Origin of the sequence: Pseudoxanthomonas sp. YR558, assembly GCF_900116385.1 — a bacterium.
Classification (GTDB): domain Bacteria; phylum Pseudomonadota; class Gammaproteobacteria; order Xanthomonadales; family Xanthomonadaceae; genus Pseudoxanthomonas_A.
The window spans coordinates 1,649,343-1,671,072 of record NZ_FPCI01000001.1 but is presented as its reverse complement, the minus strand read 5'-3'; the positions used below and the strand labels follow the sequence as shown (position 1 = coordinate 1,671,072).

Here is a 21,730-nt window from a genome sequence, read left to right as displayed (position 1 = left end):
GATCAGAACTTGTGCTTCTCGTCTTCCGGCTGCGCGGCCTGGCGGGCGATGGCGTCGACCAGCACCGCCTTGGCTTCGGCGGCATTGCCCCAGCCGTCCAGCTTGACCCACTTGCCCTTCTCCAGATCCTTGTAGTGCTCGAAGAAGTGGCCGATGCGCTCCAGCCAGTGCGGGCTGACCTGGTCGATATCGCTGATGTGGCTGTAACCGGCGAACACCTTGTCCACCGGCACGGCCAGCAGCTTCTCGTCGCTGCCGGCTTCGTCGCTCATGCGCAGCACGCCGACGGGGCGGCACCGGATCACCGAGCCGGGAATGAGCGGCAGCGGCAGCACGACCAACACGTCGGCCGGATCGCCGTCGCCGCACAGGGTGTGCGGCACGTAGCCGTAGTTGCAGGGGTAGCGCATGGGGGTAGAGAGGATGCGGTCGACGAAGATCGCGCCGCTGGCCTTGTCCACTTCGTACTTCACCGGCTCGGCGTCCTTCGGGATCTCGATGATGACGTTGATTTCGTCCGGCGGGTTCTTGCCGGCGGTGACCAGATCCAGGCCCATTGCGTACTCCGAGGGGGTGCGGTGAAAGAGGGTCCGCATTTTACGCGCTTGGCTGCTGCGGCGCAGCAGGACTGGGGCCGGAATTGGCCGGCCGTCGGCGTCGGGGACGTGATTCAGGCTGTCTTACAGCTTCCGGGCCCTAGAATCCGCCGCCCATGCATCCCCTGCGAACCGCCGCCGGCCTCCTGCTGACGGTGCTGGCCCTGGCCAGCGCCGACGCGGGCGCGCGCACGGTCTACCGGTGCGTGCAGGGCGGGACGGTCAGCCTGGCCACCGCGCCCGAGCCGGGCTCCAAGTGCACGGCCAAGGAAATCGACGACAACGCCGTGAGCACCCCCAACCTATGGGGCTCGATGGGCGTGTTCAGCGGCACCCTGTACGAGCGGGAGCAGGACGGCCAGAAGGTGTACTCCACCCGCAAGCTGCCGGGATCCACGCCCTACCTGAAGTTCACCGTGCAGACGCCGCCCGGCGAGCCGGCGCATCCGGGTTTGGGCCGGGTCGGCAAGCCCCGGCTTGACCGGTATCCCACGGAGTTCAAGGCGGCCGCCCGCCAGACGGGTGTGGACGACGCATGGTTGCGCGCGGTGGCGCATGCGGAAAGCGATTTCGACGCGAAGGCCGTATCCCCGAAAGGCGCCATGGGCGTGATGCAACTGATGCCGGACGTGGCCAAGGAGTACGGCGTCGCCGATCCGTTCTCTTCCGCCGAATCCATCAACGCGGGCGCACGCCACCTGCGCCTGCTGATGACACGCTACAAGGGCGACCTGACCTTGGTGGCCGCGGCCTACAACGCCGGGGTCGGCACGGTGTCGCGCTATGGCGGCGTGCCGCCCTATGCGGAAACGCAGGAGTACGTCTCCAAGGTCACGGCGCTGTACGAGCTCTACCTGCGCGCGATGGGCCGCAAACAAGCGCCGGAACGGCCCGCGCTCTAAGCCGGGCCCGCGTTCTTCACCTTGCGCTCCCATGGCCGGGCCTACGGTGTCGCTACGGCCGGACCTACGCGCCGGCCAGGAGACCGCCATGAAGACGCGACGCGTATTCAGCGCCCCGGATATCGACACCGCCGAAGCGGCGCTGCATGTAGCCCTGCATATGGGCATCCAGCCGGACCACGCCGCCCTCGTTGGCCGTCCGGAGATCGAGATGACCCAGATGCCCGATGCCGAGAAGGAAGGCTCGCCTACCGATTTCATGCCGGCCGCCCTGCGCGGCCTGGTTGGTGGCGGCGTAGTCGGCCTGGTGATCGGCCTGCTCGCGATGGCGATACCTGCGGTGGGCATTCCGTTGGTCGCGGTGCTGCTGTGCACGCTGGTCGGTGCACTGGTCGGCGGCTGGGCCGCAGCGCTGGCCGGGTCCTCTGTACCCAGTGAGGTCCGCCGCGACTACCGCAACGAGATCGAGGCGGGCAAGGTGCTGGTGGTGATCGATGACGAGGACGAGCGCCTGCTGGAGCGGGCGAGCGATGCCATCACCGCTGCCGGTACCCAGCGCCTTCAACTCGTTCACCACGGCTTGTTGCACTGAGCCCACGCCATCAGCGCACGGCTATGATGCGGGCTTCCCTGGAAGGAGTACGTCCGATGCGTCGTGTGCTGGTGATGGTGGGTCTGATGGTGTCCGCGGCTGCCGCGAATGCGGCTGACGGCGCATGGGAGAAGTTCGGTGCGGACATGCCGGCAGGCCCGGTGGTACCGCTCGCACAGGCGCTGGCCGATCCGGCGGCGCACGAGGGGCAGTCGCGCGTCTTCAGCGGTCGCGTCGTCGACGTGTGCCAGAAGAAGGGCTGCTGGGTGATGCTGGAGGACGCGGGGCAGGGTGCGCGCGTGCTGCTGGGCGATCACGACTTCTACGTGCCGAAGGATGTGCGCGGACCGGCGCAGGTGCATGGCGTGCTGTCGAAGGTGACGCTGTCGCGGGCGGCGCGCGAACACACCGCGAAGGAAACCTCGCCGGGTGCCCAGGTGCCCACGATGGAGTACCGCATCGTCGCCGATGGCGTGCAGGTGCTGGCCGACGATCCCGGCGCCTGAGCGCCGTTCAACCGAGCAGTTGTTCCGACGGCACGACGTGGCGCCCTGGGCGCGCGTCCAGCGTAGCGTCGAGCAGTGCGGCCGCGACCCGCTCCGGCGGCACTACGCGGTAGCGGCGCGGAACGGCAGGACCGAGCGTGCCCAGGATCCGCTGCGCCCAGCGTTCTCCTGCGCGGTGCTGCGTGCGATCGCCGCCCAGCAGGCCTGGTCGCAGCAGCGTCAGTGAATCGAAGCCGCTGGCGCCCAGCGCCTGTTCCACTTCGCCCTTCGTGCGCGAGTAGAACACGCGTGAGTCCGGGTCGGCGCCCAATGCCGACACGAGCGCGAACGACCTTGCGCCATGCGCATGGGCTAACCGGGCGATGGCCAGCGGATAGTCGTGGTCCACGCGATGGAAGGCCGCTTGTGAACCGGCATCGCGGATCGTCGTGCCCAGCGCACAGGCAACGGCATCCACTTGCCACCAGTCGGCGTCGCCGGGTAGCGCATCAAAGTCCACCACCGGATTCAGCAGTTTCGGGTGCGCGGGCAGTGGCCTGCGCGTGGGCGCGATCACGTGGGTCACGCGCGGTGACGCAAGCGCAAGGGCCAGAGCTGTTTGGCCGATGAGGCCGGTGGCGCCTGCCAACAGAAGACGGCTCATGCGGGGATTCCACCTATCGGGAGACCGCATCATGCCAGCCGGGCGCATCCGCGACAGACGCTTCGGTTACGCTTCCCTGTCGGCCACGAACCCGGGCGCCCGGAGCGCCACCCCATGCCTGCTGCCTCCGTTATCGCTCCTGCGTTCGAATGGACCCGGGAGCGCACCCGATGAACCTCCCGCTCCACTATGGCGTGCTGGGTGCGCTCGAAGCCGGCCTGATCGCCTTCGTCATCGGTCTGCTGTGCTTCCTGGTCTGGCACTGGCTGTGCGGTCGCCAGGGATGGTCGATCGGACATGCCGTGGGGTGGGCCTGCGTGTCCGCCGTACTGATCGGCGCAGGCATCGATACGTGGAACCTGTTCTATCTAGGCATCAGCCGGCTGGAGTCGCCGTTGTACGCGCGCCTCGCCTTGCAAGGCATCCACGATGCCGAGTCCCTCGGTTCGCGCGTGGTCCTCGAGATCGCGGGCGCATTGAGTGGCGTCGCGCTCGGTTGGCAATGGTTCAGCAAAAAAACGCCGGACGGAACATCGGCGAACAGCGAGGAAAAAACGGGCGCGTAACTTCAATCCTGCGCGACGTCACGCATTCCACGAAGTGACAACTACGTGATCACCACGCCATAACACCCGGCTACCCGATGCCACGACGCGCGTGGTTAAGCCTGCGTGCACGTTCATATCGGCGCGCAATTTTCGTTCAGACGCTTCGCTGCAAGGTGGGGCCGTGCGCAAATCGGACGCACTTCCTACGAAGACAGACGGAGCACTGACATGACGAAGAACACCCGCACCCCGCTGATCGCCCTGGTTGCCCTGAGCGCTGCGCTGGCCATGCCGCTGGCGTTCGCCCAGGAGAAGACCGAAGACGCCGCCACGCAGCAGGCGCAGCAGACCGAGCCCACCGCCGAGCAGGCGACCGGTTCGGCCACGCAGAGCCCGACCCAGAGCACGCAGTCGGCCGCTGACAGTGGCAAGCAGGGCTGGGCCGATGTCGACACCAATGGCGACGGCAACATCAGCAAGGAAGAAGCCGCGGCCAACCCGGGCCTGAGCCAGGTCTTCGACCAGGCCGATGCCAATGCCGACGGTTCGCTGACGGCCGATGAGTACAAGGCGTTCGTGAGCAAGAACTACGGCGAGCAGAAGTAAGCACTTGCGGTAACAACGGCGTGACGTCGCGCCATCGCGCGACGCATGCTTCACCGGGAGAGGCGGCCGGCGTGCCGCCTTTTCCGCTTCATGCGTCCACGCTTGAACGAAGCGGCGTGGTCAGTACAGGAGCTACCCCATGACGCCCCCCATCTGGCGCTACTCCGGCCTCGCGATCGCACTTGCGGTCGCGGCGTCTGCGGGCGCATCGCTCGCGCACGCGCAGGATGCCTCGCGCAGCGCGGACGAGCCGCAGGCACCGCCTCACAGCGCGCCAGCCCCCTCATCGCCGAAGCCCTTCGCAGAACTCGATGCGAACGCCGACGGCGCCATCAGCAAGGATGAGGCCGCGGTGGATCCGCCGCTCGCGCAGGCCTTCGGCACGCTCGATACCGATGCCGATGGCCGCCTGACGCCCGAGGAGTACGCGGTCTACGCGCAGGGCCAGTCCTGATCCCTTCCCCCACCTGGAGAACACCATGAACACACGCATCCACCGATTGCTCGACAAGCCGCTGCTGCTCCTGGGCACCGCCGTGCTCGGCGCGGGCCTGCTGACGGCTTGTGGCCCGAAGCCGGAAGACACCCCTGCTGCTGCGGCGCCGGAGCCGGTCGAAACCACGCCGCCGACCGATGTCGCGCCGCCGGCACCGACGCCGGTCGATCCGACCGCGCCGACGGACCCGAACGCCCCGCCGACGGACCCGAACCTGCCGCCGCCGGCGAACCCGAATGCGCCGGAAACCACGCCGCCGCCGGCCGACGGCAGCACCACGCAGCCCGCCAGCGGCGGATAAGTTCGCGTGCATGGCGTGAGCAACCGCTGATCAGGATGGCCGCCGCAAGGCGGCCATCTTCGTGACGCGCGCGGAAAGTCGGGGCTGTTATCCTGCGCGCCCCTCCAGCGACGAAGACAGGCTTCCGCATGGCGCGCATCCAATGGGTCGGCTTCGACGGCGACGACACGCTCTGGAAGAGCGAGGACTATTACCGCCAGGCCGAAGCGGACTTCGAAGCGATCCTCGGCGGATACATCGATCTGGCCGATCCGCGGACGCATGGCCACCTGCTGGAGGTCGAGCGCCGGAACCTGAAGATCTTCGGCTACGGCGTGAAGGGCATGACCCTGTCGATGCTGGAAACCGCGATCCAGCTGACCGAAGAACGCATCAGCGCCCGCGACCTGCATCGCGTCATCGAGATCGGGCGCGCCACGCTGCTGCACCCCGTCGACCTGCTGCCGGGTATCCGCGACGCGGTCGCGCAGATCGCGGCCGACCACGAGATCGTGCTGATCACCAAGGGTGATCTGTTCCACCAGGAGGCCAAGATCGCGCAATCCGGCCTCGCCGATCTGTTCCACCGCATCGAGGTGGTGTCGGAGAAGGACGAGGTCACTTACGCCCGCGTGCTGCGCGAACTCGAGGTGGCGCCCGACGCGTTTGCGATGGTTGGCAACTCGCTGCGATCGGACATCGAACCGGTGCTCGGGCTGGGTGGCTGGGGTATCCACATGCCCTACCACGTGACCTGGGCGCTGGAAGCCGAACACGGCGTCGCCCACGACGCGCCGCGCCTGCGCGTGGTGGAGAGCGCCGATCAGCTGGTCGCGGCGCTCGCGGCGATCGAAGCCACTCCGGTCGCCTGATGACGACGAAGCGCCCGCGCTGGCGCTGCGGCACAATGGCGGCATGAAGCGCGCGCTGCCTATCCTGATCCTGTTGGCCTGCCTGGCGGTCGTCGCATTTGCCGGCGCGCAGAACGCTGCGGTGTACACGCCCGCGACGGGCGACGCCGCGGTGGATCGGCACCTGGTCGATATCAACGACTACGCCGCGCGTTATCCCGCCGCATTCGCCGACGAGATGTCGCGCTACTACGCGGTACCGCGTGGCTACGTCGAAGCGATGCAGCAACAGCCCAACTGGACCGCCGGCGACATCTTCATGGCGTGCGCGCTGGCGCAGATCGTGGGACAACCCTGCCGCGCGGTCGTGCGCGAATGGTCGCGCGATCACGAGGGCGGTTGGAAAGCCGTCGCCGGGCGCCTGCAGGCCGAGCCGGGCAGCCCGCAGTACCGTCGCCTACGTAGTGCGCTGGAGGCAACCTACCGTCGTTGGGATCGGCCGCAGCCGTAGTCGCGGCATCCACTGCAGCGCGTGCGCTCTTGCCCGAAGACGGGTACTACGGCGCCTTTTTCCCGTACATGATCAACAACACCAGATCCTCTTCGCCGTCCTGACGGATCGCGTGGGTGCTGCCGGGACGGGTCAGCATCGCATCGCCGGCCTGCACCACCTGCGCGACGCCATCCAGCTCGTACACGCCGCGCCCGCTGAGCACGTAGTAGATCTCGTCCTTGTGGTGCTGGTGCAGGCCGATGCCGGCACCCTTGTGCAGCACGCGCTTGCGGAACTCGAAGCCGAGCGCGGGCGCCTCGCGAAAGAAAGGATACGCCGTGGTGGTTCCCGCGCCGCCGTGCGGACCCGGTTGCTCCACGGCGATGTCGCGCTCGTGCGCGATGAGCGACGGGTTCGGCTGGGCCTTGCGGTCGGCCAGTGCGGTAGCGGGCGCGCCGCAGTCCGTATCGCGGGTCACGTGCGCATCGAGCGCGGGATCGACCTGCTTCCAGCCTCCCACTACCAGGCACGCCACCATCACGGCGCCGCGCTGCTGGAAGTGGGTGTCGTCCTGCTGGTCCTGCGCCGGCACGTGCATGAAGTAGGCCTTGCTCGCTTCGTCGCCGGCCGCTCGAAGCCAGTCCATGCTCAGGGTGGTCAGGTCGATCAGGCCGATGCGTTCCCGCTGCGCCAGGTCGCGCACGGCCTGTGCGTACACGCCATGCGTATCGAGCAGTTGGCCGCGATCGAACTTCCTGCGCGCCACCGGCGTCACCAGGATGGGCGTGGCGCCTTTCGCACGCGCGAGCTCGACGTAGCGCATCAGCCACTCCGGGAACGCGCGCTGCGGCTCGTTATAGCGGGTGGGGTCTTCGATCTTCTCGTCGTTGTGGCCGAACTGGATCAGCAGCACGTCACCCTTGCGCACGTCCTTCGCCATGCCGTCGAACCAGCCTTCGGCGACGAAACTGCGCGCGCTGCGCCCGCTCTGCGCATGGTTGCGCACGACGAATGCCTTCGGGTCGAGGAAGCCCTGCAACTGCTGCCCCCACCCCTCGCGCGGCGCGCGTTCCGGGCCATAGGCGCTGGCCGTGGAGTCGCCCACGATGAAGACCTGCCGGGGTGGCGCGGCGCACGCGAGCGAAGGCAGGGCGGCAATCAGGATCAACGCGGCGAGCGGACGGATCATGGCGGCACCATGTCGGAAGGCGGAAACGACACGGGCCGCGTCGGAGAGGGGCGCGGCCCGTGTCGCTGCAGCAAAGGGGGAGGAAACTCAGCGCGCCAGCCAGCCACCGTCGACGGGGATGACGGCGCCGTTGACGTAGTCGGACGCACGCGAGGACAGGAACACGGCCGTGCCACCCAGGTCCGACGGCTCGCCCCAACGGCCCGCCGGGATGCGGTCCAGGATGGCCTTGTTGCGGTCTTCGTCGGCGCGTAGCTGCGCGGTGTTGTCGGTGGCCATGTAGCCCGGTGCGATGGCGTTGATGTTCACGCCCTTGGCGCCCCACTCGTTGGCGAGCAGGCGGGTGATGCCGGCGATGCCCGACTTGCTCGCCGTGTACGACGGCACGCGGATGCCACCCTGGAACGACAGCATCGAAGCGATGTTGATGATCTTGCCGCTGCCCTGCGCGATGAAATGGCGTCCTGCCGCCTGCGACATGAAGAAGGCGGACTTGATGTTGACGTTCATCACGTCGTCCCAGTCCTTCTCGCTGAAGTCCACTGCGTCGGCGCGGCGGATCAGGCCGGCGTTGTTGACCAGGATGTCCAGCCCGCCCAGGCCGTCGACGGTTTCCTTCACCAGGCGTTCGACCGGATCGATGCTGATCAGGTTCGCTTCCAGGTTGAGGAAGCGACGGCCCAGCGCGCGCACCTTCTCGCCGGTGTCCGCGGCTTCGACGATGCCGGCGGCGGCGATGTCGGCGCCCGCTTCGGCCAGCGCGAGCGCGATGCCCTGGCCCAGGCCGGTGTTGGCGCCGGTCACCAATGCGACCTTGCCTTCGAGACTGAAAGGATTGCGTGCCATCGTGTGTTCCCCTCGGATGTTGGGTGGCGCGGTTACTTGAGCTGGCAGATGTCCAGCACGTGCATGTCGGTGTAGTCCATGTTCTCGCCGCCCATCGCCCAGATGAAGGCGTAGTTGCTGGTGCCCGAACCCATGTGGATCGACCACGGCGGCGACACGACGGCCTCGTCGTTCTGCACGACGATGTGGCGCTGCGCGTCGGGCTCGCCCATGAAGTGGTAGACGCGGTCGTTGTCGGCCAGGTCGAAGTAGAAATAGACCTCGCTGCGGCGGTCGTGCAGGTGCGGCGGCATGGTGTTCCACACGCTGCCGGTCTTCAGCACGGTCAGGCCGAGCAGCAGCTGCGAGGATTGGCAGGTCGCCGGCACGATGAACTGGTAGATCGTCCGCTCGTTGCTGGTCTCCAGCGCACCGCGCTCGAGCGCGACGGCATCCTTGATCGAGAGCTGCTTGGTTTCGAAGCGCGCGTGCGCCGGCGTGGAGGTCAGGTAGAACTTGGCGGGGTTCGACGCGTCGTCGGATTCGAACGCCACGTCCGTGCTGCCCATGGCCACGTACAGGCCGTCCTTCGGGCCCAGCGCGTAGGTCGTGCCGTCGACGGTGACCTTGCCGGCGCCGCCGCCGACGTTGATCACGCCCAGCTCGCGACGCTCCAGGAACGGCTTGCCGGCAGCCGAGGCGGGCTCGGTCTGGCGAGGCAGGTCGACCTTCTTCGACACCGGCGCGGCGCCGCCGATCACGAAGCGCTCGTTATGCGAGTAGTTCAGCTGCACCGTGTCGTCGGCGAACAGGTTGCCGATCAGGTAACGGTCGCGCAGCTGGTCGTTGGTGGCGCCGTCCATCATGTCCGGGTGGGTGGCGTGGTAGGTCTTGCAGAACATGGGCGGGGCTCCGTCGGTGCGGACGCGCCGTGCGGCGGCGTCGGTAAGAGATGTGGGGTGGATTCTACGGACTTTGGTAACCGGTGTCATTTTGCGGTGCGGCAGGGGCGCCGAGGCCGCTACTGCGGATTATTCAGGGGGCTGGGAGGAGTCGCGGATGATCAGGTGCGGGCGGATGCTGGCGGCGGCCAGCACGGGCGTGCCTTCCGGCTGGATCAGCATGGCAGCTGCGGTCCGACCGGTATCGCGGGTGTTGCGGCGGACGGAGGTCAGCGATGGCCACAGGCGCGAGGCCAGCGGGCTGTCGTCGAAGCCGACCACCGACAGCTGGCGCGGGATGCTGATCCCGGCACGCATCGCCACCTTGTAGACGCCGGCCGCCATTTCGTCGTTGCCCGTGAAGATGGCGGTGGGGCGGTTCTTGCCGGACAGCAGCTTCTCGGCCGCGACCACGCCGGACTCGAAGGTGTAGCCCGCCTCGATGATGCGCGACTTCGGCAACTCGAGGCCCCGCTTCGCCAGCGCCTGCAGGAAGCCGTCGGTCCGCTCGATCGACGACCGATACGCGGCAGGGCCGGTGATCAGCGCGATGTCGCTATGGCCGAGCGATTGCAGGTATTCCGCCGCTTCGGCCGCACCGTCGCGGTCGTGGGTGACGACCATGCGCGACGGCTCGTCCATCGAGACCGATGCGATACGCGAATAGCGGCACCCGATCTCCGCCAGCATGTCGGCCAGCGCCTGGTCCTCGGATGCGCGCGGCACCAGCATCACGCCATGCAGCTTCTGCTGCTGCACGAAACGGCGCACGCCATCGATGTAGCCGGGGCTGCGGCTGTCGCAGGGATGCACCACCAGTTCGAAACCCGAATCGCGCAACGCGTCCAGCGCGCCGTACTGCATGTTGACGATGTACTGCGCGGTAGGGTTGTCGTAGACCATGCCGATCAGGAACGAACGGCGGAAGGCCAGGCCGCGCGCCATCGGGTCGGGCACGTAGCCGACCTCGCGCATCAGCGTCTCGACTTTCTCGCGCGTGTCCTTCCGCACCAGTGGCGAGTGGTTGATGATCCGCGACACCGTTTTCTTCGAAACACCGGACAGCCGCGCGATGTCGTTGATGGTGGCGGCCTTGCCACCGGTGGGCAGGCTGGCAGGGCTTTCGGGCTTCTTGCGCGCGGGCATGGGGCGATGCGGGTCCGGTCGTCGGTCGGGAGGATTCTAGCGGCTGGGGGTCAGTCCAGCGCGCGATAGCGGAAATTACGGAAATGCACCTTGCCCTGGCCAGCGGCGTACAGCGACGGCTTCAGGGCGAGGAAGCCCCCGGCCACATTGTGGTGGTAGCCGGAGACCTCCATCTGGACGGGGTACTTGGTCCAAGTCTTGCCGTTCGTGCTGGTATGGATCGTGAGGACATGGCGGTTGTGGGTGACCCGCAGCCAGAGCCTGCCGCCCTTGGCGCTCGGGGCCAGCTTGCCGGGGCGCTCCAGGCCGTAGCGGTGCATCACGAACTGTTCCCCGTTGCTGCCCACGCCGGCATACAGGCGGTCGTTGTAGAACAGCACCGCGCCACCCTGCGCGCCGGGCTCGACCTCCATTTCGACCTCGAACTGGTAGGCCAGATCGCCCGCGATGATGCCCAGCGGCGAGCTGTCGCGCGGCGCAGTGCCCTTGCCTTGCAGCGTCATCACGCCATCGCCGAAAGTGAGTCGACGGGATTCGTCCGGCGCCGGATCGTAGAAGGCCCACTGTGGGCCGAGCTTGCCGCCGCGGAAGTCGTCCGACAGCGCCATCCCGTGCGGCGCCAGCGCCTGGCCCGCGGGTTTGCGCAGCGGCTGGCTCAAGTCGCCGCCCTTGGCGACGAACCAGCCGTCCTCCGTCCACTCGATCGGATCGAGCAGCGCCTGCCGGCCCAGCGTCCAGAAGTCGTGTTCGTAACCGTGGTAGATCATCCACCACTGGCCCGCGGCATCCTCGACCAGCGTCGCATGGCCGCGCGACCACCAGTACTGGTCGCGCGAGGTCGTGCGCACCACGGGATTGTTGGGTGCGTTCACCCAAGGACCGTGGATCGAACGCGAACGCGCGACGATCACCATGTGGCCGGTGGGCGGCCCCGCGGTTCCGCCGACCGCCGTGACCATGTAGTACCAGCCGTTGCGGAAGGTGATCTTCGGGCCTTCCTGCGCATAGCCTTCGACGTCCCAGGATTCGGGATAGCGCCAACCGTCGTAGACATGCTTCACCGCGCCGACGGTGCTCAGACCGTCGTCGGCCAACTGCACATAGTCGCCGCCGCTGAGGAACAGGTAGCGTTTGCCGTCTTCGCCCACCGCGTGGCCGGGGTCGATGTGGCCCGGCAGGCCGATGTCGATCGGTTCGCTCCACGGCCCGCGGATGTTATCGGCCCACACGACGAAGTTGCTGCGCCGTGGCGATTCCGTTCCGCCCACGCGCGCCGGAAAATAGATGTAGTAGCGGCCCTGGTGCTTGACCAGATCCGGCGCCCAGATAGAGCCGACGTTCTTCGTGATCGCATGGCCGATCGGCTGCCAGTTGACCAAGTCGCGCGAGTGCCACACCGGCAGGCCCGGATACGCCGTGAACGACGACAGCGTGAGGTAGTAGTCGTCGCCATCCTTGAGCACCGATGGATCGGGACGATCGCCCGCCAGCACCGGATTGAGGAACGTGCCGTCGCCGAGGTCGGCCTGGCGCTGGTGCTCGATGCCGCGCTTCCAGGCGGGAGTTGTGGTGTCCGCGGCCATCGCCTCGAAGGCGACGCAGAAGGACAGTGCGACGGCGATGAACCTGATCAACGGCATGCGGAACTTCCTCAGGGCGCCGCCGGATGCGACGCCTTCCATTGCGGGTATTCCTTCGACAGCAGCCGCTTCGGCCAGCTGCCGTACCACTCGTAACCGGTGCGCCGCTCGCGCGGGATGTCCTCGTAGCGTGCGACGCGTCGGCTATCGCGTGTCGCGAGGAAGGCGCTGTTGTCCTTCACGTCGTAGAAGCGCGCCCATAGGCCGGAGGCCGTCGGATCGGCCACCAGCCGGCGGTCCTTCGTACTGCTGTGGTACTGGAACTGCTCGGCGGGCGCCTCGAACGTCTCGATGCGCCACCCCGTGATTTCCACACGGCGCAGCCACGCGACCGCACCGTCGACCGCCTTCACTACGTCGGGCGACGGGTCGGGAATCGACATCAGATAGCGCACCACGCCGACGGTTTCTTGGCCGGTGATCGAAGGCAATTCGAATTTGCGGCCCTGCGCGGGCGTCAGCGTCTGCGCGTCGTACTGGCCCGCCCAACCCGCCAGTGCGTCGCCCTGGCGGACCTGCAGCCGCAGCAGGCAGGCATCACCCGCATCGACGGCTGACCGCACGCGCGCGCGCAGCGCGGCATCGACGAAGGCGTAGCGACGCTCGTCGCTGAGCACCTTGCGCAGCGTGCCCAGCACGCCGACGGTCACGTCGTCGGCGATAGTGATGTGAGGGTGGTAGGACTGCGTGGCAGGCACCGTGTGCGGCCACCCCCCGCACGAGGGGATCTGCTGCGCCAGGGTGAACTTCAAGCCCTTCAGGCTGCCGTCGCGATACCGCACATCACCGGTGATCGCGTACGCCGTGGCGAGGTAGTCCACCTGCGTGTAGATGTTACGGTTGTCGAAGCTGCCGCCGGACTTGTCCGCTTCGGCATCGAAACGCGCTTTCTCGGCATCGTCCAGGATCCGCGCCGGATCCTGGTTCTCGATCCAGCCGCCATCGATCCGCTGATAACGAAGGATGTTGTCGGCGATCGGCGCGACCTGGTCCGGTGCATAGCGCGGATAGGCGTCGCCATGCACGTTGCGCCAATGGTGGATGGCGTCCTCGAAGCCCGCCAGCGACGGCGACGGCGGACCTGCCGCCCAGGCGGGCGATGCCACGAGCAGCCATCCCGCGGCGAAGGCGCTCGCGCGCTTCATCCCTTCAGCGCCCGCGGCAGCCACAGCGACAGTTCCGGGAAGAACGCCACGATCAGCAGCACGACCAGTGCGGCGAGCCAGAACGGCCAGATCGTGCGCATGCTCTGCGCGACCGTGATCTTGCCGATCGACGTACCGATGAAGAGCACCGAGCCGACCGGCGGTGTGACCAGGCCGATGCCGCCCGCGAGCACCATCACCAGGCCGAAGTGGATCGGGTCGATGCCGTACGCCTTCACCACCGGCAGGAAGATCGGCGTGCAGATCAGGATCTTCGGTGCGAGGTCCATGAACATGCCCAGCACCAGCAGGATCACCACGATCATCAGCAGCACCGTGCGCTGGCTGTCGGCGATCGACTGCAGGAACTCCACCGCCGCCGCCGGCACCTGCAGGTAGGCCAGCAGCCAGCCGAACACGGCGGCCGTGGCGATCACGAACAGGATCACGCCGGTCGTGCGCGCCGCATGCACCACGGCGCCGCGGAACTCGGCCCAGCGCAGCTGGCGGTACAGCAATGAAGTCACCAGCAGAGCGTAGACCACCGCGATCGCCGCCGATTCCACGGCGGTGAAGATGCCGGCGCGGATGCCGACGAAGATCAACGTGACCAGGCCCAGGCCGGGGAGGGCGCCCACCAGGCGCAGGGCGACGGCGCGCCAGCCGGGGAAAGGTTCCGTGCCATAGCCGCGATGGCGGGCGACCACGTAGCCGGTGACCATCATCGCGACGGTCATCAGCAAGGCCGGCACGATGCCTGCGGCGAACAGGTCGGCGATCGAGATGCCGCCGCCGGCCGCCGCCGAGAAGAGGATCAGGTTGTGCGACGGCGGCACCAGCAGTGCGACCAGTGCGGCCGTCATGCAGACGTTCACGGCGTAGTCCACGTCGTAACCACGCTTCACCATCTGCGGGATCATCGTGCCGCCGACGGCGGAGACGTCGGCCAGCGCCGAACCGGACACGCCACCGAAGAACAGCGACGACAGCACGCTGACCTGGCCCAGGCCGCCGCGCATGCGGCCGACCAGCGACGACGCCAGCGCGATCAGGCGTTCGGAAATGCCGCCCCTCAGCATCAGTTCGCCCGCGAAGATGAAGAGCGGGATCGCAATCAGCGAGACCGAGCCGGAACCAGCGGAAATCTGCTGCACGAGCACGATCGAGGGGACATCGAGGTAGAGCAGAGTGGCCAGCGCAGCGACCGCGAGCGCGAACGCGACAGGAACACCCAACAGCAGCAACAGGACGAAGGCGCCCAACAGGATGGCAATGGCCACGGATCAGACTCCTTCTTCTCGCGCGGGCCGCAGGGCCTTCCACGCGATGTTCAGTGCGAACAGGCAGATCAGCGCGCCGCTGATCGAGAGCGGCAGGTAGTTGATGCTCTGCGGCATCGATGCCCCGGCGATCTTGATGTCCAGGCCGTCGAGCAACAGCACGGCGGCCCAGCCGGCGACCATCGCGCCCACCGCAGCGATCAGCAGCGGACGCGCTACCGCCAGCAAGCGACGGCCAGCGGCCGGCAGGCTTTCGGCCAGCAGATGGAAACTGAAATGCCGGTTGGTGTGCACGCCCGCAGCGGCGCCGAGGCTCATCGCAGTGCTCAGCAGCAGCAGCGTGACTGGCTCGGTCCAGCTGGGCGAATCGTTGAGCACATAGCGGGTGAATACCTGCCAGCCCTGCACGACCACCAACCCCACCAGCGCGGTGGCGGCGATGGCGATGGCGGCATCGGCGAGGCGGTCCAGCGCTCGCTGCACGGGGCCGGCCGGAACGGAAGCGGCGGTCTCGGTCATGATGGTGTCTCGTCAGGCCAGGTCGCGGATGCGACGGTAAAGAGCTTCGATCTGCGGCTGCCGGTGGTACGCATCCAACAGGGGCTGCGCAGCCTTGCGGAACGCAGGGATATCCACCTCGTTCGTCTGGATGCCATGTTCCAGCACGGCCGTGCGGGCCTCGCTCTCGGAGGCATCCCACTTGGCGCGCATGATCGGCACGGACTCGCGCGCCAGCCGCACCAGCAACTCGCGATCCTTCGGCTGCAGGGACTGGAAACTCGCGCGCGACATCACCAGCACATCGGGCGCGTAGGAATGGCGCGTCTCCGACCAGTACTTCGCGGCTTCGAAATGACGGCTGGAGTGGAAACTACGCATGTTGTTCTCGGCGCCGTCGATCATGTGGGTCTCCATCGCCGAGAACGTTTCGCCCAGCGACATCGGCGTGGGATTCGCGCCGAGCAGGCGGATGAGCCGGATGAAGATGTCGGACGCCGCCACGCGCATCTTCATGCCGTGCAGGTCCGCGGGCTTCGTGATCGGGCGCTTGTTGTTGTAGAAGCAGCGCGCGCCGGAATCGTAGATCGCCAGGCCGACGAGATCGCGGGCGTCGAAACTGTCCAGCACGGCCTGGCCGACGTCGCCGTCGATGACGCGCCGCTGGTGCGCGACCGAATCGAACACGTACGGAAGGCACAGCGCCTGGGTCAGGGGCAGCGCGTTGTTCAGTGCGCCGGAGAAGACGCGGGTGATGTCGATCACCCCGAAGCGCGCCATGTCGATGGCTTCCGCTTCGCGGCCCAGTTGCCCGGAGTGGTACTGCCGCAGCGTCAGGCGGCCACCGGTCTCGCGCGCCATCGCGTCGCCGATCCAGCGGACCGCCTCGACGGTGGGATAGTCCTTCACGTGCACATCGGACGCCGTCAGTACACGGCGGCCTTCGTCGGCCTGCGCGTACGCGCCAACGAGCGGGGCGGCCACGGCGGCGCCGAAGCCGGCACCGAGGAAACGACGACGGTTCATCATGCGCGCCAGTCTCCCTCGTCCTGCGCGATCGCGGCCACGGCCCGGCACTCGATGCTGCCATGCTGGTCGAAGTCGATGCGTGCGACCTGGCCCGGCAGGATGTCGTGGATGCCGGTCGCATTGCCGGTCGCGATCAGGTCGCCGGCCTTCAAGGGGCGGCCGCGCCGCGCGGAACGCGACAGCGCGAACGCGAATGCGGCACGGAGGCCGCCGGGCAGGGTGGTGGCGCCACCTTGTCCGACGCGTACGCCGTCGATCCAGGTGCTGCAGGTCAACGATGCGTCGCTGCGTGCGGCCCAGCCCGGGATTTCCGCGCCCATCACCAGCCCGTTGTTGTTGCCGAAGTCGGAGACCACCACGCGCGGTCCCAACTGGTTGATCGTGGCCAGCGGGCTGCTGGCGACTTCCATGCCGATGAAAAGCGTGGACGGAAGCGCCGCCGCCTCCTCGGGCGTCCAGTCGGTCTTGCTCTCTGGAGCGTCGGTGTCCAGGCGTAGTACGTACTCGGCCTCGACCGCGCCGAACCCGCCGGCAAAGACGTGGAAGGCGTTCTGACCACCGGTGGTCATTTGCAGGGCGCGGGCGAAGATGGGCCCCAGCAGGCGCTCGTCGCCAGAGACATCCCGGCGCTCCGGTGCGATGTAGCCCACCTTCCATCCGACCACCCGGTCCGGCCATTGTGCGATCGCGAAATCCTGCACGCGGTACGCGGTCACGAGGTCGGCGGGGATGTCGCCGGGAAAGCCCTGGAGCGCTCGGCCCTGTCGGCGGGCCGCGACAAAACTGTCCGCGATGGCCGCCAGTTCCGGGGCTTCGGCGCGCTGGCCCGCCAGGGCGCTGCTGTCATTGCTCAAGAGGGTTTCTCCCCACTCCGTTTGTTGCACTGCCGAGTGACAGCGCCGCTGTGGCCTGTATATGGTAAACCGGTGTCATTGACAATGTGCACTGCCGCAAAAACCCACCCGATGCCACGATGCATCGATCCACTCCTGGGAGGGAGCCAATGCTTCATATCCGTATCCCCCCGCTGGCAGGTGCCCGCCTGCTGGCCTTCACGCTGCTCATAGCCGCGATGGCAACCGCCTGGGCGGCCGACACGCGACCGCTGGCCTTCCCAGGTGCACAAGGCAGCGCTGCGCATACGCCGGGCGGTCGTGGTGGCACGGTGCTGCGCGTGACGACGTTGGCGGCCGAGGGACCCGGATCGCTCAAGGCCGCACTGATGGCGAAGGGGCCGCGCACGGTGGTGTTCGAGGTCGGCGGCGTGATCGACCTCGGGATGAAGGAGCTCCGCATCTCCGAGCCTTTCCTCACCGTCGCGGGCCAGACCGCACCGCATCCGGGCGTGACGATCATCAAGGGCGGCCTGACCATCGCCACCCACGACGTGGTGATCCGCCACATCCGCATCCGTCCGGGCGACGGTGGCATGGCCAAGCGCTCCGGTGATATCGATGCGATCACCACCGTACGCGGCGCGCACGACGTGATCGTCGACCACTGCTCGCTCACCTGGGCGACGGACGAGAACCTGTCGGCGTCCAGCACGCGCTTCCACGGCGAATCCGAAGCCGAGTGGATGGCCAATGCGTCGCGCAGGATCACTTACAGCAACAATATCGTCGGCGAAGGGCTGGCGAACGCCACCCATCCCAAGGGTGAGCATTCCAAGGGGTCGTTGATCCACGACCACGTCAACGAGGTGTTGATCGTCGGCAACCTGTACGCGCACAACTACGAGCGTAGCCCGCTGTTCAAGGGTGGCGCGCGCGGGCAGGTCGTCAACAACCTGATCTACAACCCGGGCCAGCGCGCCATCCACTACAACCTGATCGCCGAGGAATGGCTGGGGCATCCGTATTCGCGCGGGGAAATGGCGGTGCGTGGCAACGTCATGCGTGCGGGCCGCTCCACGGAGCCGCTGGCCTTCTTCATGATCGGCGGGTCCGGCGACCTGGACCTGTACCTGCAGGACAACCTGGTGGTGGACCGCGTGGGCAACAAGAGCATCCAGGACACCGGCAGCTATACGACTGCGCCGCTGAAGCTCAATCGGGTGAAGAGCGCGCCCGCCTTGCCGTTCGGGGTGACGCTGCTGGCATCCGAGAAGGTCCAGGACTCCGTCATCGAGAACGTGGGTGCAACGCCGTGGAACCGCGATCTGATCGATCGCCGCATCGTGGCCGACGTCATCGAGGGGCGCGGCGAGATCATCGACAGTCAAGAGCAGGTCGGTGGCTACCCGCAGTACAAGGAAGCGCGCAAACCGTTCGTCGAAAGCGAATGGAACCTGGACGTCATGGAGCCGCTGGCGGGCTATCCGCGCGGCGAACCGCTGCGCTGATCGCAAACGAACGCCAGCGAGTGCATCGAAAGGGTCCGCCGCAAGGCGGACCCTTTCTTCATGGACGCCGTCGACCACGTCGTCTCCGGCGCGATCCGTACGCAAGGCTCAGAAGTTGAATCGCGCGCCGACGTAGTACTGCCGGCCGGTGTGGTGGTAGACGGACGCGCGATCGCCGATCGAATCCACATACTGATCGTTGAACTCGTCGGTCAGGTTGAGCCCCTCGAGCGTCAGCGTGAGGCGCTTGTTCCACTTGTACGACATCGAGACATCCACGCTGCGGGCACTGCGCTTGCCTTCCACGTCGTTGTTGTTCTGGCCGGGAACGCGTTGCAGGTAGTCGTCACGGAACGAGGTGGAGACGCGCGCGCTGAAGCGATCGTTGTCGTAGTAGAGCGTGGCGTTGTAGGAATCGGGCGACAGGTTGACCAGATCGTTGGCGATGTAGGTCACCGGGAAGCTGCCGGGCACGGCGTAGTCGATGTCCGATTCCACGTGCGTGTAGTTGAGCAGCACGCCGAAATGACGGAATCCGCCAGGCAGGAAGGTAAACGGCTGCTGGTAGTTCAGTTCGAATCCCTTCAGCGGGCCGCCGGGTGTGTTGATCGGCGTGCGCACATCGAACTCGACATCCCAGAACGTCGATGGCACCCATTCGAGCGGAAGACCGGTGTCGCGGTAGGCGATGTTCTCGCGCAGCTCCTGGATGTAGGTTTCGATGTCCTTGTAGAACAGCGCCAGCGAGAGCACGGAATCTTCAGCGAAGTACCACTCTGCGCTGAAATCGTAGGTCTTGGCGCGGAACGGCTGCAGGTACGGATTGCCCACGCGGATGTTCGGTGAACCGGTCGTGGTGATGCCCGCGCCGGGCGACAGATTGCCCAACTGCGGACGCGCCATGACCTTCGCCGCGCCGAAGCGCAACACGACGTCATCGGTGATGTCCCATGCCAGGTTCAACGAGGGCAGCCAGTCCTTGTAGTCGTTGCTCACCGTCACCGCGCTGCCTCCCCCTACGGAGGTGTAACCGCTGGCCTCGATGTCGGTCGTGGCATGGCGCACGCCCAGGTTGCCGCGCAGCGGCCGGCCGATTAGGTCGGTGTTGAAGTCCAGCTGCAGGTAGCCGCCCCAGTCCTCCTCGCTGATGCTGCGATTGTTGCCGCGCGCGTTGCCGTTGGTGATGCTGGTGAGGGTGAAGTCACCACCGGGCACGCCGGTGTTGCAGTTGCAGTAGATGTTGAACAGGCTGGCGATCGCGTTGAGGTCCGGGATCAGCCACGCGCTCGGACCGCGGCCGTCCAGACCGCGACCGAAGCCGGTCACCAGCGTGGAAATGTCGGCCACGGTCGTGCCGGTGGGCAGCGCCGGCACCGAGGTCTCGCTGCTGCGGCGGAACTCCCACGTATCCATGTCGAAGCGCTTGTACGACAGGCCGCCGCGCAGGGTGAACGTTTCGTTGATCGCAAAGTCGAGGTCGAGCTTGCCGGTATCGAACGTGTTGTCTACGCCTTGCGGGCGGATGCGGATCTCCGAACCCGTCGTATTGGCGGCCGGGCTGCTGATCCACCGCCAGGACGCGGGATCGGTCACATCGAGGTTGCCGTACGTGATTACCGGCAGTCGGCTGTTGCCACGGTAGTCCCAGCTGTAGCCATCCAGGTTCTGGATGTCGAACGTGACTGTGGTCTGCACGGGATTGTTGAATTCCGAGCGCGACGTGCCGGCCAGGGCCGTCAGCTTCAACCGGTCGGTGATGTCCTGCTCAAGCGTCAGGCTGTACTGGCTGAACTCGGTGGACAGCTTGTCGAAGCGAGATTCGGAACGCACGTCCACGTTGTCGAACACGCCGTAGACCAGGTTGCCGCGCGCATCGACCTCCGCCTGCAGCACGTGCGTCTCGTACTTGCCGCCCTGCGCATTGGACCGGCTGAACGAGATGGTCTCCAGGAAATCCTCCTGGCGTGTCGCATCAAGCTTCGAGTACATCGCGTCGAAGCTCAGCAGTGTGCGGTCGCTGGGCTTGAACTGCAGTGCGGCGGTGACGCCCAGGCGTTCCTGGTCGTGGGTCAGTCGGCCGTAGCGCGGAAGGCGCGGGTGGAAGGTGGTGGCCGCGGATGCGAGACGGTAGGCATCGTTGTTCGCCTGTGTGTTGGCCGGACGCGGATTGCCGGTGGAGCAGTTCAGCGCGGTGGTGCCGCGGCCGCTGTTGTTGGTGTTGTTCTGCGGCGTATAGCCAACCGGACTGCAGAACCCGTTCGACGAAGCGCCGTTGTCCCAACGCACCGCGCTGTAGCCTTCTTCGAGCAGGTGCCGCTCGCTGTAGGCGGCGGAGAGCAACGCGCCGAACCGGCCGTCGGCCCAGGTATTGCTGATCAGCGCGGAGAAGCGCGGGTCCCAGTCCTTTGACAGATCGTTGTAGCCCATTTGGCTGGTTGCGGTCGCGGTGAAGCCTTCGTAGTCGAACGGGCGCGCGCCGCGCAGGTCGACGGTGGCGCCGAGCGAGCCTTCATCCACCTGTGCCGATTGCGTCTTGCGCACCGTCAGCTTGCTGAAGAGTTCGGAAGCGAACACGTTGAAGTCGAAACCGCGGCCGCGGTTGGCGCCGCCGGAACTGTCGGTGCCGCCGGTGGTGGCCAGTGCTTCCAGGCCGTTGATGCGCACGCGGGTGAAATCCTGGCCCAGGCCGCGCACGGTGATCGAGCGACCTTCGCCGGCATCGCGATCGATCGCGACGCCGGGAATGCGCTGCAGCGCTTCGGCCAGGTTGAGGTCGGGAAACTTGCCGATGTCTTCGGCTACGACCGCGTCGATCTGCTCGGCGCTGTAGCGTTTTTCTTCCAGTGCCTTCTCGAGGCTGGCACGGAAGGTGCCGACGACTTCGATGCGATCCAGATCGGTCGCGGCCGGTGGCGAGGTCTGCGCGTCCTGAGACTGTGCGAATGCAGGTACATGAAGCGCGATGGCGATCGAGAACGCGAGTGCGGACACCGGTGTCTTCCGGCGATATGGCTGATGCGTCATGACGTCCCCCTCCCAAGGGTTGCCAATCATGTGAGCGCGCCGGGCGGCGCCGGCGACGTGTGGAAACTCCCCAGATTCCAGACTCGGCGTACGAAAAATGACACCGATGGTCAGTGACGCTACCAGAGTGTGCGATGCAACAACAAGTGATTGATT

23 protein-coding genes are annotated in these 21,730 nt (G+C 66.9%); 10 read left to right on the top strand and 13 right to left on the bottom strand.

Annotated elements, in window-relative coordinates; all coding sequences use genetic code 11:
* Positions 1–2: 2 nt before the first annotated feature.
* Positions 3–557: an inorganic diphosphatase gene (ppa, locus tag BM365_RS08035; RefSeq protein ID WP_093295280.1), complete on the bottom strand. Its 555-nt coding sequence runs from the start codon at positions 555–557 to the stop codon at positions 3–5.
* Positions 558–712: 155 nt separating this feature from the next.
* Here ppa and BM365_RS08030 point away from each other — a divergent pair, with 155 nt between their 5' ends.
* The 3 genes from BM365_RS08030 to BM365_RS08020 all read left to right on the top strand — a co-directional run bounded on the left by BM365_RS08030 (position 713) and on the right by BM365_RS08020 (position 2,596).
* Positions 713–1,498 carry a lytic transglycosylase domain-containing protein gene (locus tag BM365_RS08030; protein WP_093488117.1) on the top strand — a complete coding sequence of 262 codons (786 nt, stop codon included), beginning with the start codon at positions 713–715 and terminating at the stop codon, positions 1,496–1,498.
* Positions 1,499–1,586: 88 nt separating this feature from the next.
* Entirely contained in the window at positions 1,587–2,090 is a 504-nt protein-coding gene (locus BM365_RS08025; RefSeq protein WP_093489598.1) for a hypothetical protein, read from the top strand.
* Positions 2,091–2,146: 56 nt separating this feature from the next.
* Complete coding sequence (locus BM365_RS08020) at positions 2,147–2,596, top strand: DUF4920 domain-containing protein (protein ID WP_158253537.1); 450 nt, start codon at positions 2,147–2,149, stop codon at positions 2,594–2,596.
* A 7-nt stretch (positions 2,597–2,603) separates the two neighbouring features.
* Here BM365_RS08020 and BM365_RS08015 read toward each other — a convergent pair whose 3' ends face one another.
* Positions 2,604–3,239: an NAD(P)H-binding protein gene (locus BM365_RS08015; RefSeq protein ID WP_093488113.1), complete on the bottom strand. Its 636-nt coding sequence runs from the start codon at positions 3,237–3,239 to the stop codon at positions 2,604–2,606.
* A 170-nt stretch (positions 3,240–3,409) separates the two neighbouring features.
* Here BM365_RS08015 and BM365_RS08010 point away from each other — a divergent pair, with 170 nt between their 5' ends.
* The 6 genes from BM365_RS08010 to BM365_RS07985 all read left to right on the top strand — a co-directional run bounded on the left by BM365_RS08010 (position 3,410) and on the right by BM365_RS07985 (position 6,531).
* Positions 3,410–3,805 carry a hypothetical protein gene (locus BM365_RS08010; RefSeq protein WP_093488111.1) on the top strand — a complete coding sequence of 132 codons (396 nt, stop codon included), beginning with the start codon at positions 3,410–3,412 and terminating at the stop codon, positions 3,803–3,805.
* A 210-nt stretch (positions 3,806–4,015) separates the two neighbouring features.
* Complete coding sequence (locus BM365_RS08005) at positions 4,016–4,393, top strand: EF-hand domain-containing protein (RefSeq protein WP_093488109.1); 378 nt, start codon at positions 4,016–4,018, stop codon at positions 4,391–4,393.
* A 139-nt stretch (positions 4,394–4,532) separates the two neighbouring features.
* On the top strand, positions 4,533–4,847 hold the full coding sequence (locus BM365_RS08000) for an EF-hand domain-containing protein (RefSeq protein ID WP_093488107.1): 315 nt from the start codon (positions 4,533–4,535) through the stop codon (positions 4,845–4,847).
* A 25-nt stretch (positions 4,848–4,872) separates the two neighbouring features.
* Positions 4,873–5,190, top strand: a complete 318-nt coding sequence (locus BM365_RS07995; protein WP_093488105.1) for a hypothetical protein — start codon at positions 4,873–4,875, stop codon at positions 5,188–5,190.
* 128 nt (positions 5,191–5,318) lie between these two features.
* Complete coding sequence (locus tag BM365_RS07990) at positions 5,319–6,041, top strand: HAD family hydrolase (protein WP_093488104.1); 723 nt, start codon at positions 5,319–5,321, stop codon at positions 6,039–6,041.
* A gap of 43 nt (positions 6,042–6,084) precedes the next feature.
* Positions 6,085–6,531: a hypothetical protein gene (locus tag BM365_RS07985; RefSeq protein WP_093488103.1), complete on the top strand. Its 447-nt coding sequence runs from the start codon at positions 6,085–6,087 to the stop codon at positions 6,529–6,531.
* Positions 6,532–6,577: 46 nt separating this feature from the next.
* Here BM365_RS07985 and BM365_RS07980 read toward each other — a convergent pair whose 3' ends face one another.
* The 10 genes from BM365_RS07980 to BM365_RS07935 form a co-directional block, all read right to left on the bottom strand.
* Positions 6,578–7,702: a cupin domain-containing protein gene (locus BM365_RS07980; RefSeq protein ID WP_093488102.1), complete on the bottom strand. Its 1,125-nt coding sequence runs from the start codon at positions 7,700–7,702 to the stop codon at positions 6,578–6,580.
* A gap of 87 nt (positions 7,703–7,789) precedes the next feature.
* Entirely contained in the window at positions 7,790–8,548 is a 759-nt protein-coding gene (gene kduD / locus BM365_RS07975; protein WP_093488101.1) for a 2-dehydro-3-deoxy-D-gluconate 5-dehydrogenase KduD, read from the bottom strand.
* Positions 8,549–8,580: 32 nt separating this feature from the next.
* Positions 8,581–9,429 carry a 5-dehydro-4-deoxy-D-glucuronate isomerase gene (gene kduI, locus BM365_RS07970; RefSeq protein WP_093488100.1) on the bottom strand — a complete coding sequence of 283 codons (849 nt, stop codon included), beginning with the start codon at positions 9,427–9,429 and terminating at the stop codon, positions 8,581–8,583.
* A gap of 129 nt (positions 9,430–9,558) precedes the next feature.
* On the bottom strand, positions 9,559–10,614 hold the full coding sequence (locus BM365_RS07965) for a LacI family DNA-binding transcriptional regulator (RefSeq protein ID WP_093488099.1): 1,056 nt from the start codon (positions 10,612–10,614) through the stop codon (positions 9,559–9,561).
* A gap of 50 nt (positions 10,615–10,664) precedes the next feature.
* A complete protein-coding gene (locus BM365_RS07960; protein ID WP_233210949.1) occupies positions 10,665–12,197 on the bottom strand; it encodes a family 43 glycosylhydrolase in 1,533 nt (510 codons plus the stop codon).
* 68 nt (positions 12,198–12,265) lie between these two features.
* Positions 12,266–13,399, bottom strand: a complete 1,134-nt coding sequence (gene pelA, locus BM365_RS07955; RefSeq protein ID WP_093489594.1) for a pectate lyase — start codon at positions 13,397–13,399, stop codon at positions 12,266–12,268.
* Complete coding sequence (locus tag BM365_RS07950) at positions 13,396–14,679, bottom strand: TRAP transporter large permease (RefSeq protein ID WP_093488098.1); 1,284 nt, start codon at positions 14,677–14,679, stop codon at positions 13,396–13,398. Before BM365_RS07950 ends, pelA begins: the two co-directional genes overlap by 4 nt.
* A 3-nt stretch (positions 14,680–14,682) precedes the next feature.
* Positions 14,683–15,198 (bottom strand): TRAP transporter small permease, encoded by a 516-nt coding sequence (locus BM365_RS07945; protein ID WP_093488097.1) that lies wholly within the window; start codon positions 15,196–15,198, stop codon positions 14,683–14,685.
* A gap of 12 nt (positions 15,199–15,210) precedes the next feature.
* Positions 15,211–16,206, bottom strand: coding sequence for a TRAP transporter substrate-binding protein (locus tag BM365_RS07940; protein WP_093488096.1), 996 nt, complete (start codon positions 16,204–16,206; stop codon positions 15,211–15,213).
* Positions 16,203–17,039, bottom strand: a complete 837-nt coding sequence (locus BM365_RS07935) for a 2-keto-4-pentenoate hydratase (protein ID WP_175502083.1) — start codon at positions 17,037–17,039, stop codon at positions 16,203–16,205. The genes BM365_RS07940 and BM365_RS07935 overlap by 4 nt, the downstream gene beginning before the upstream one ends.
* 170 nt (positions 17,040–17,209) lie before the next feature.
* Here BM365_RS07935 and BM365_RS07930 point away from each other — a divergent pair, with 170 nt between their 5' ends.
* On the top strand, positions 17,210–18,550 hold the full coding sequence (locus BM365_RS07930) for a pectate lyase family protein (protein WP_093488095.1): 1,341 nt from the start codon (positions 17,210–17,212) through the stop codon (positions 18,548–18,550).
* A 108-nt stretch (positions 18,551–18,658) separates the two neighbouring features.
* Here the strand turns inward: BM365_RS07930 and BM365_RS07925 are convergent, their stop codons facing one another.
* A complete protein-coding gene (locus BM365_RS07925) occupies positions 18,659–21,574 on the bottom strand; it encodes a TonB-dependent receptor (RefSeq protein ID WP_093488094.1) in 2,916 nt (971 codons plus the stop codon).
* Between the last annotated feature and the right edge of the window lie 156 nt (positions 21,575–21,730).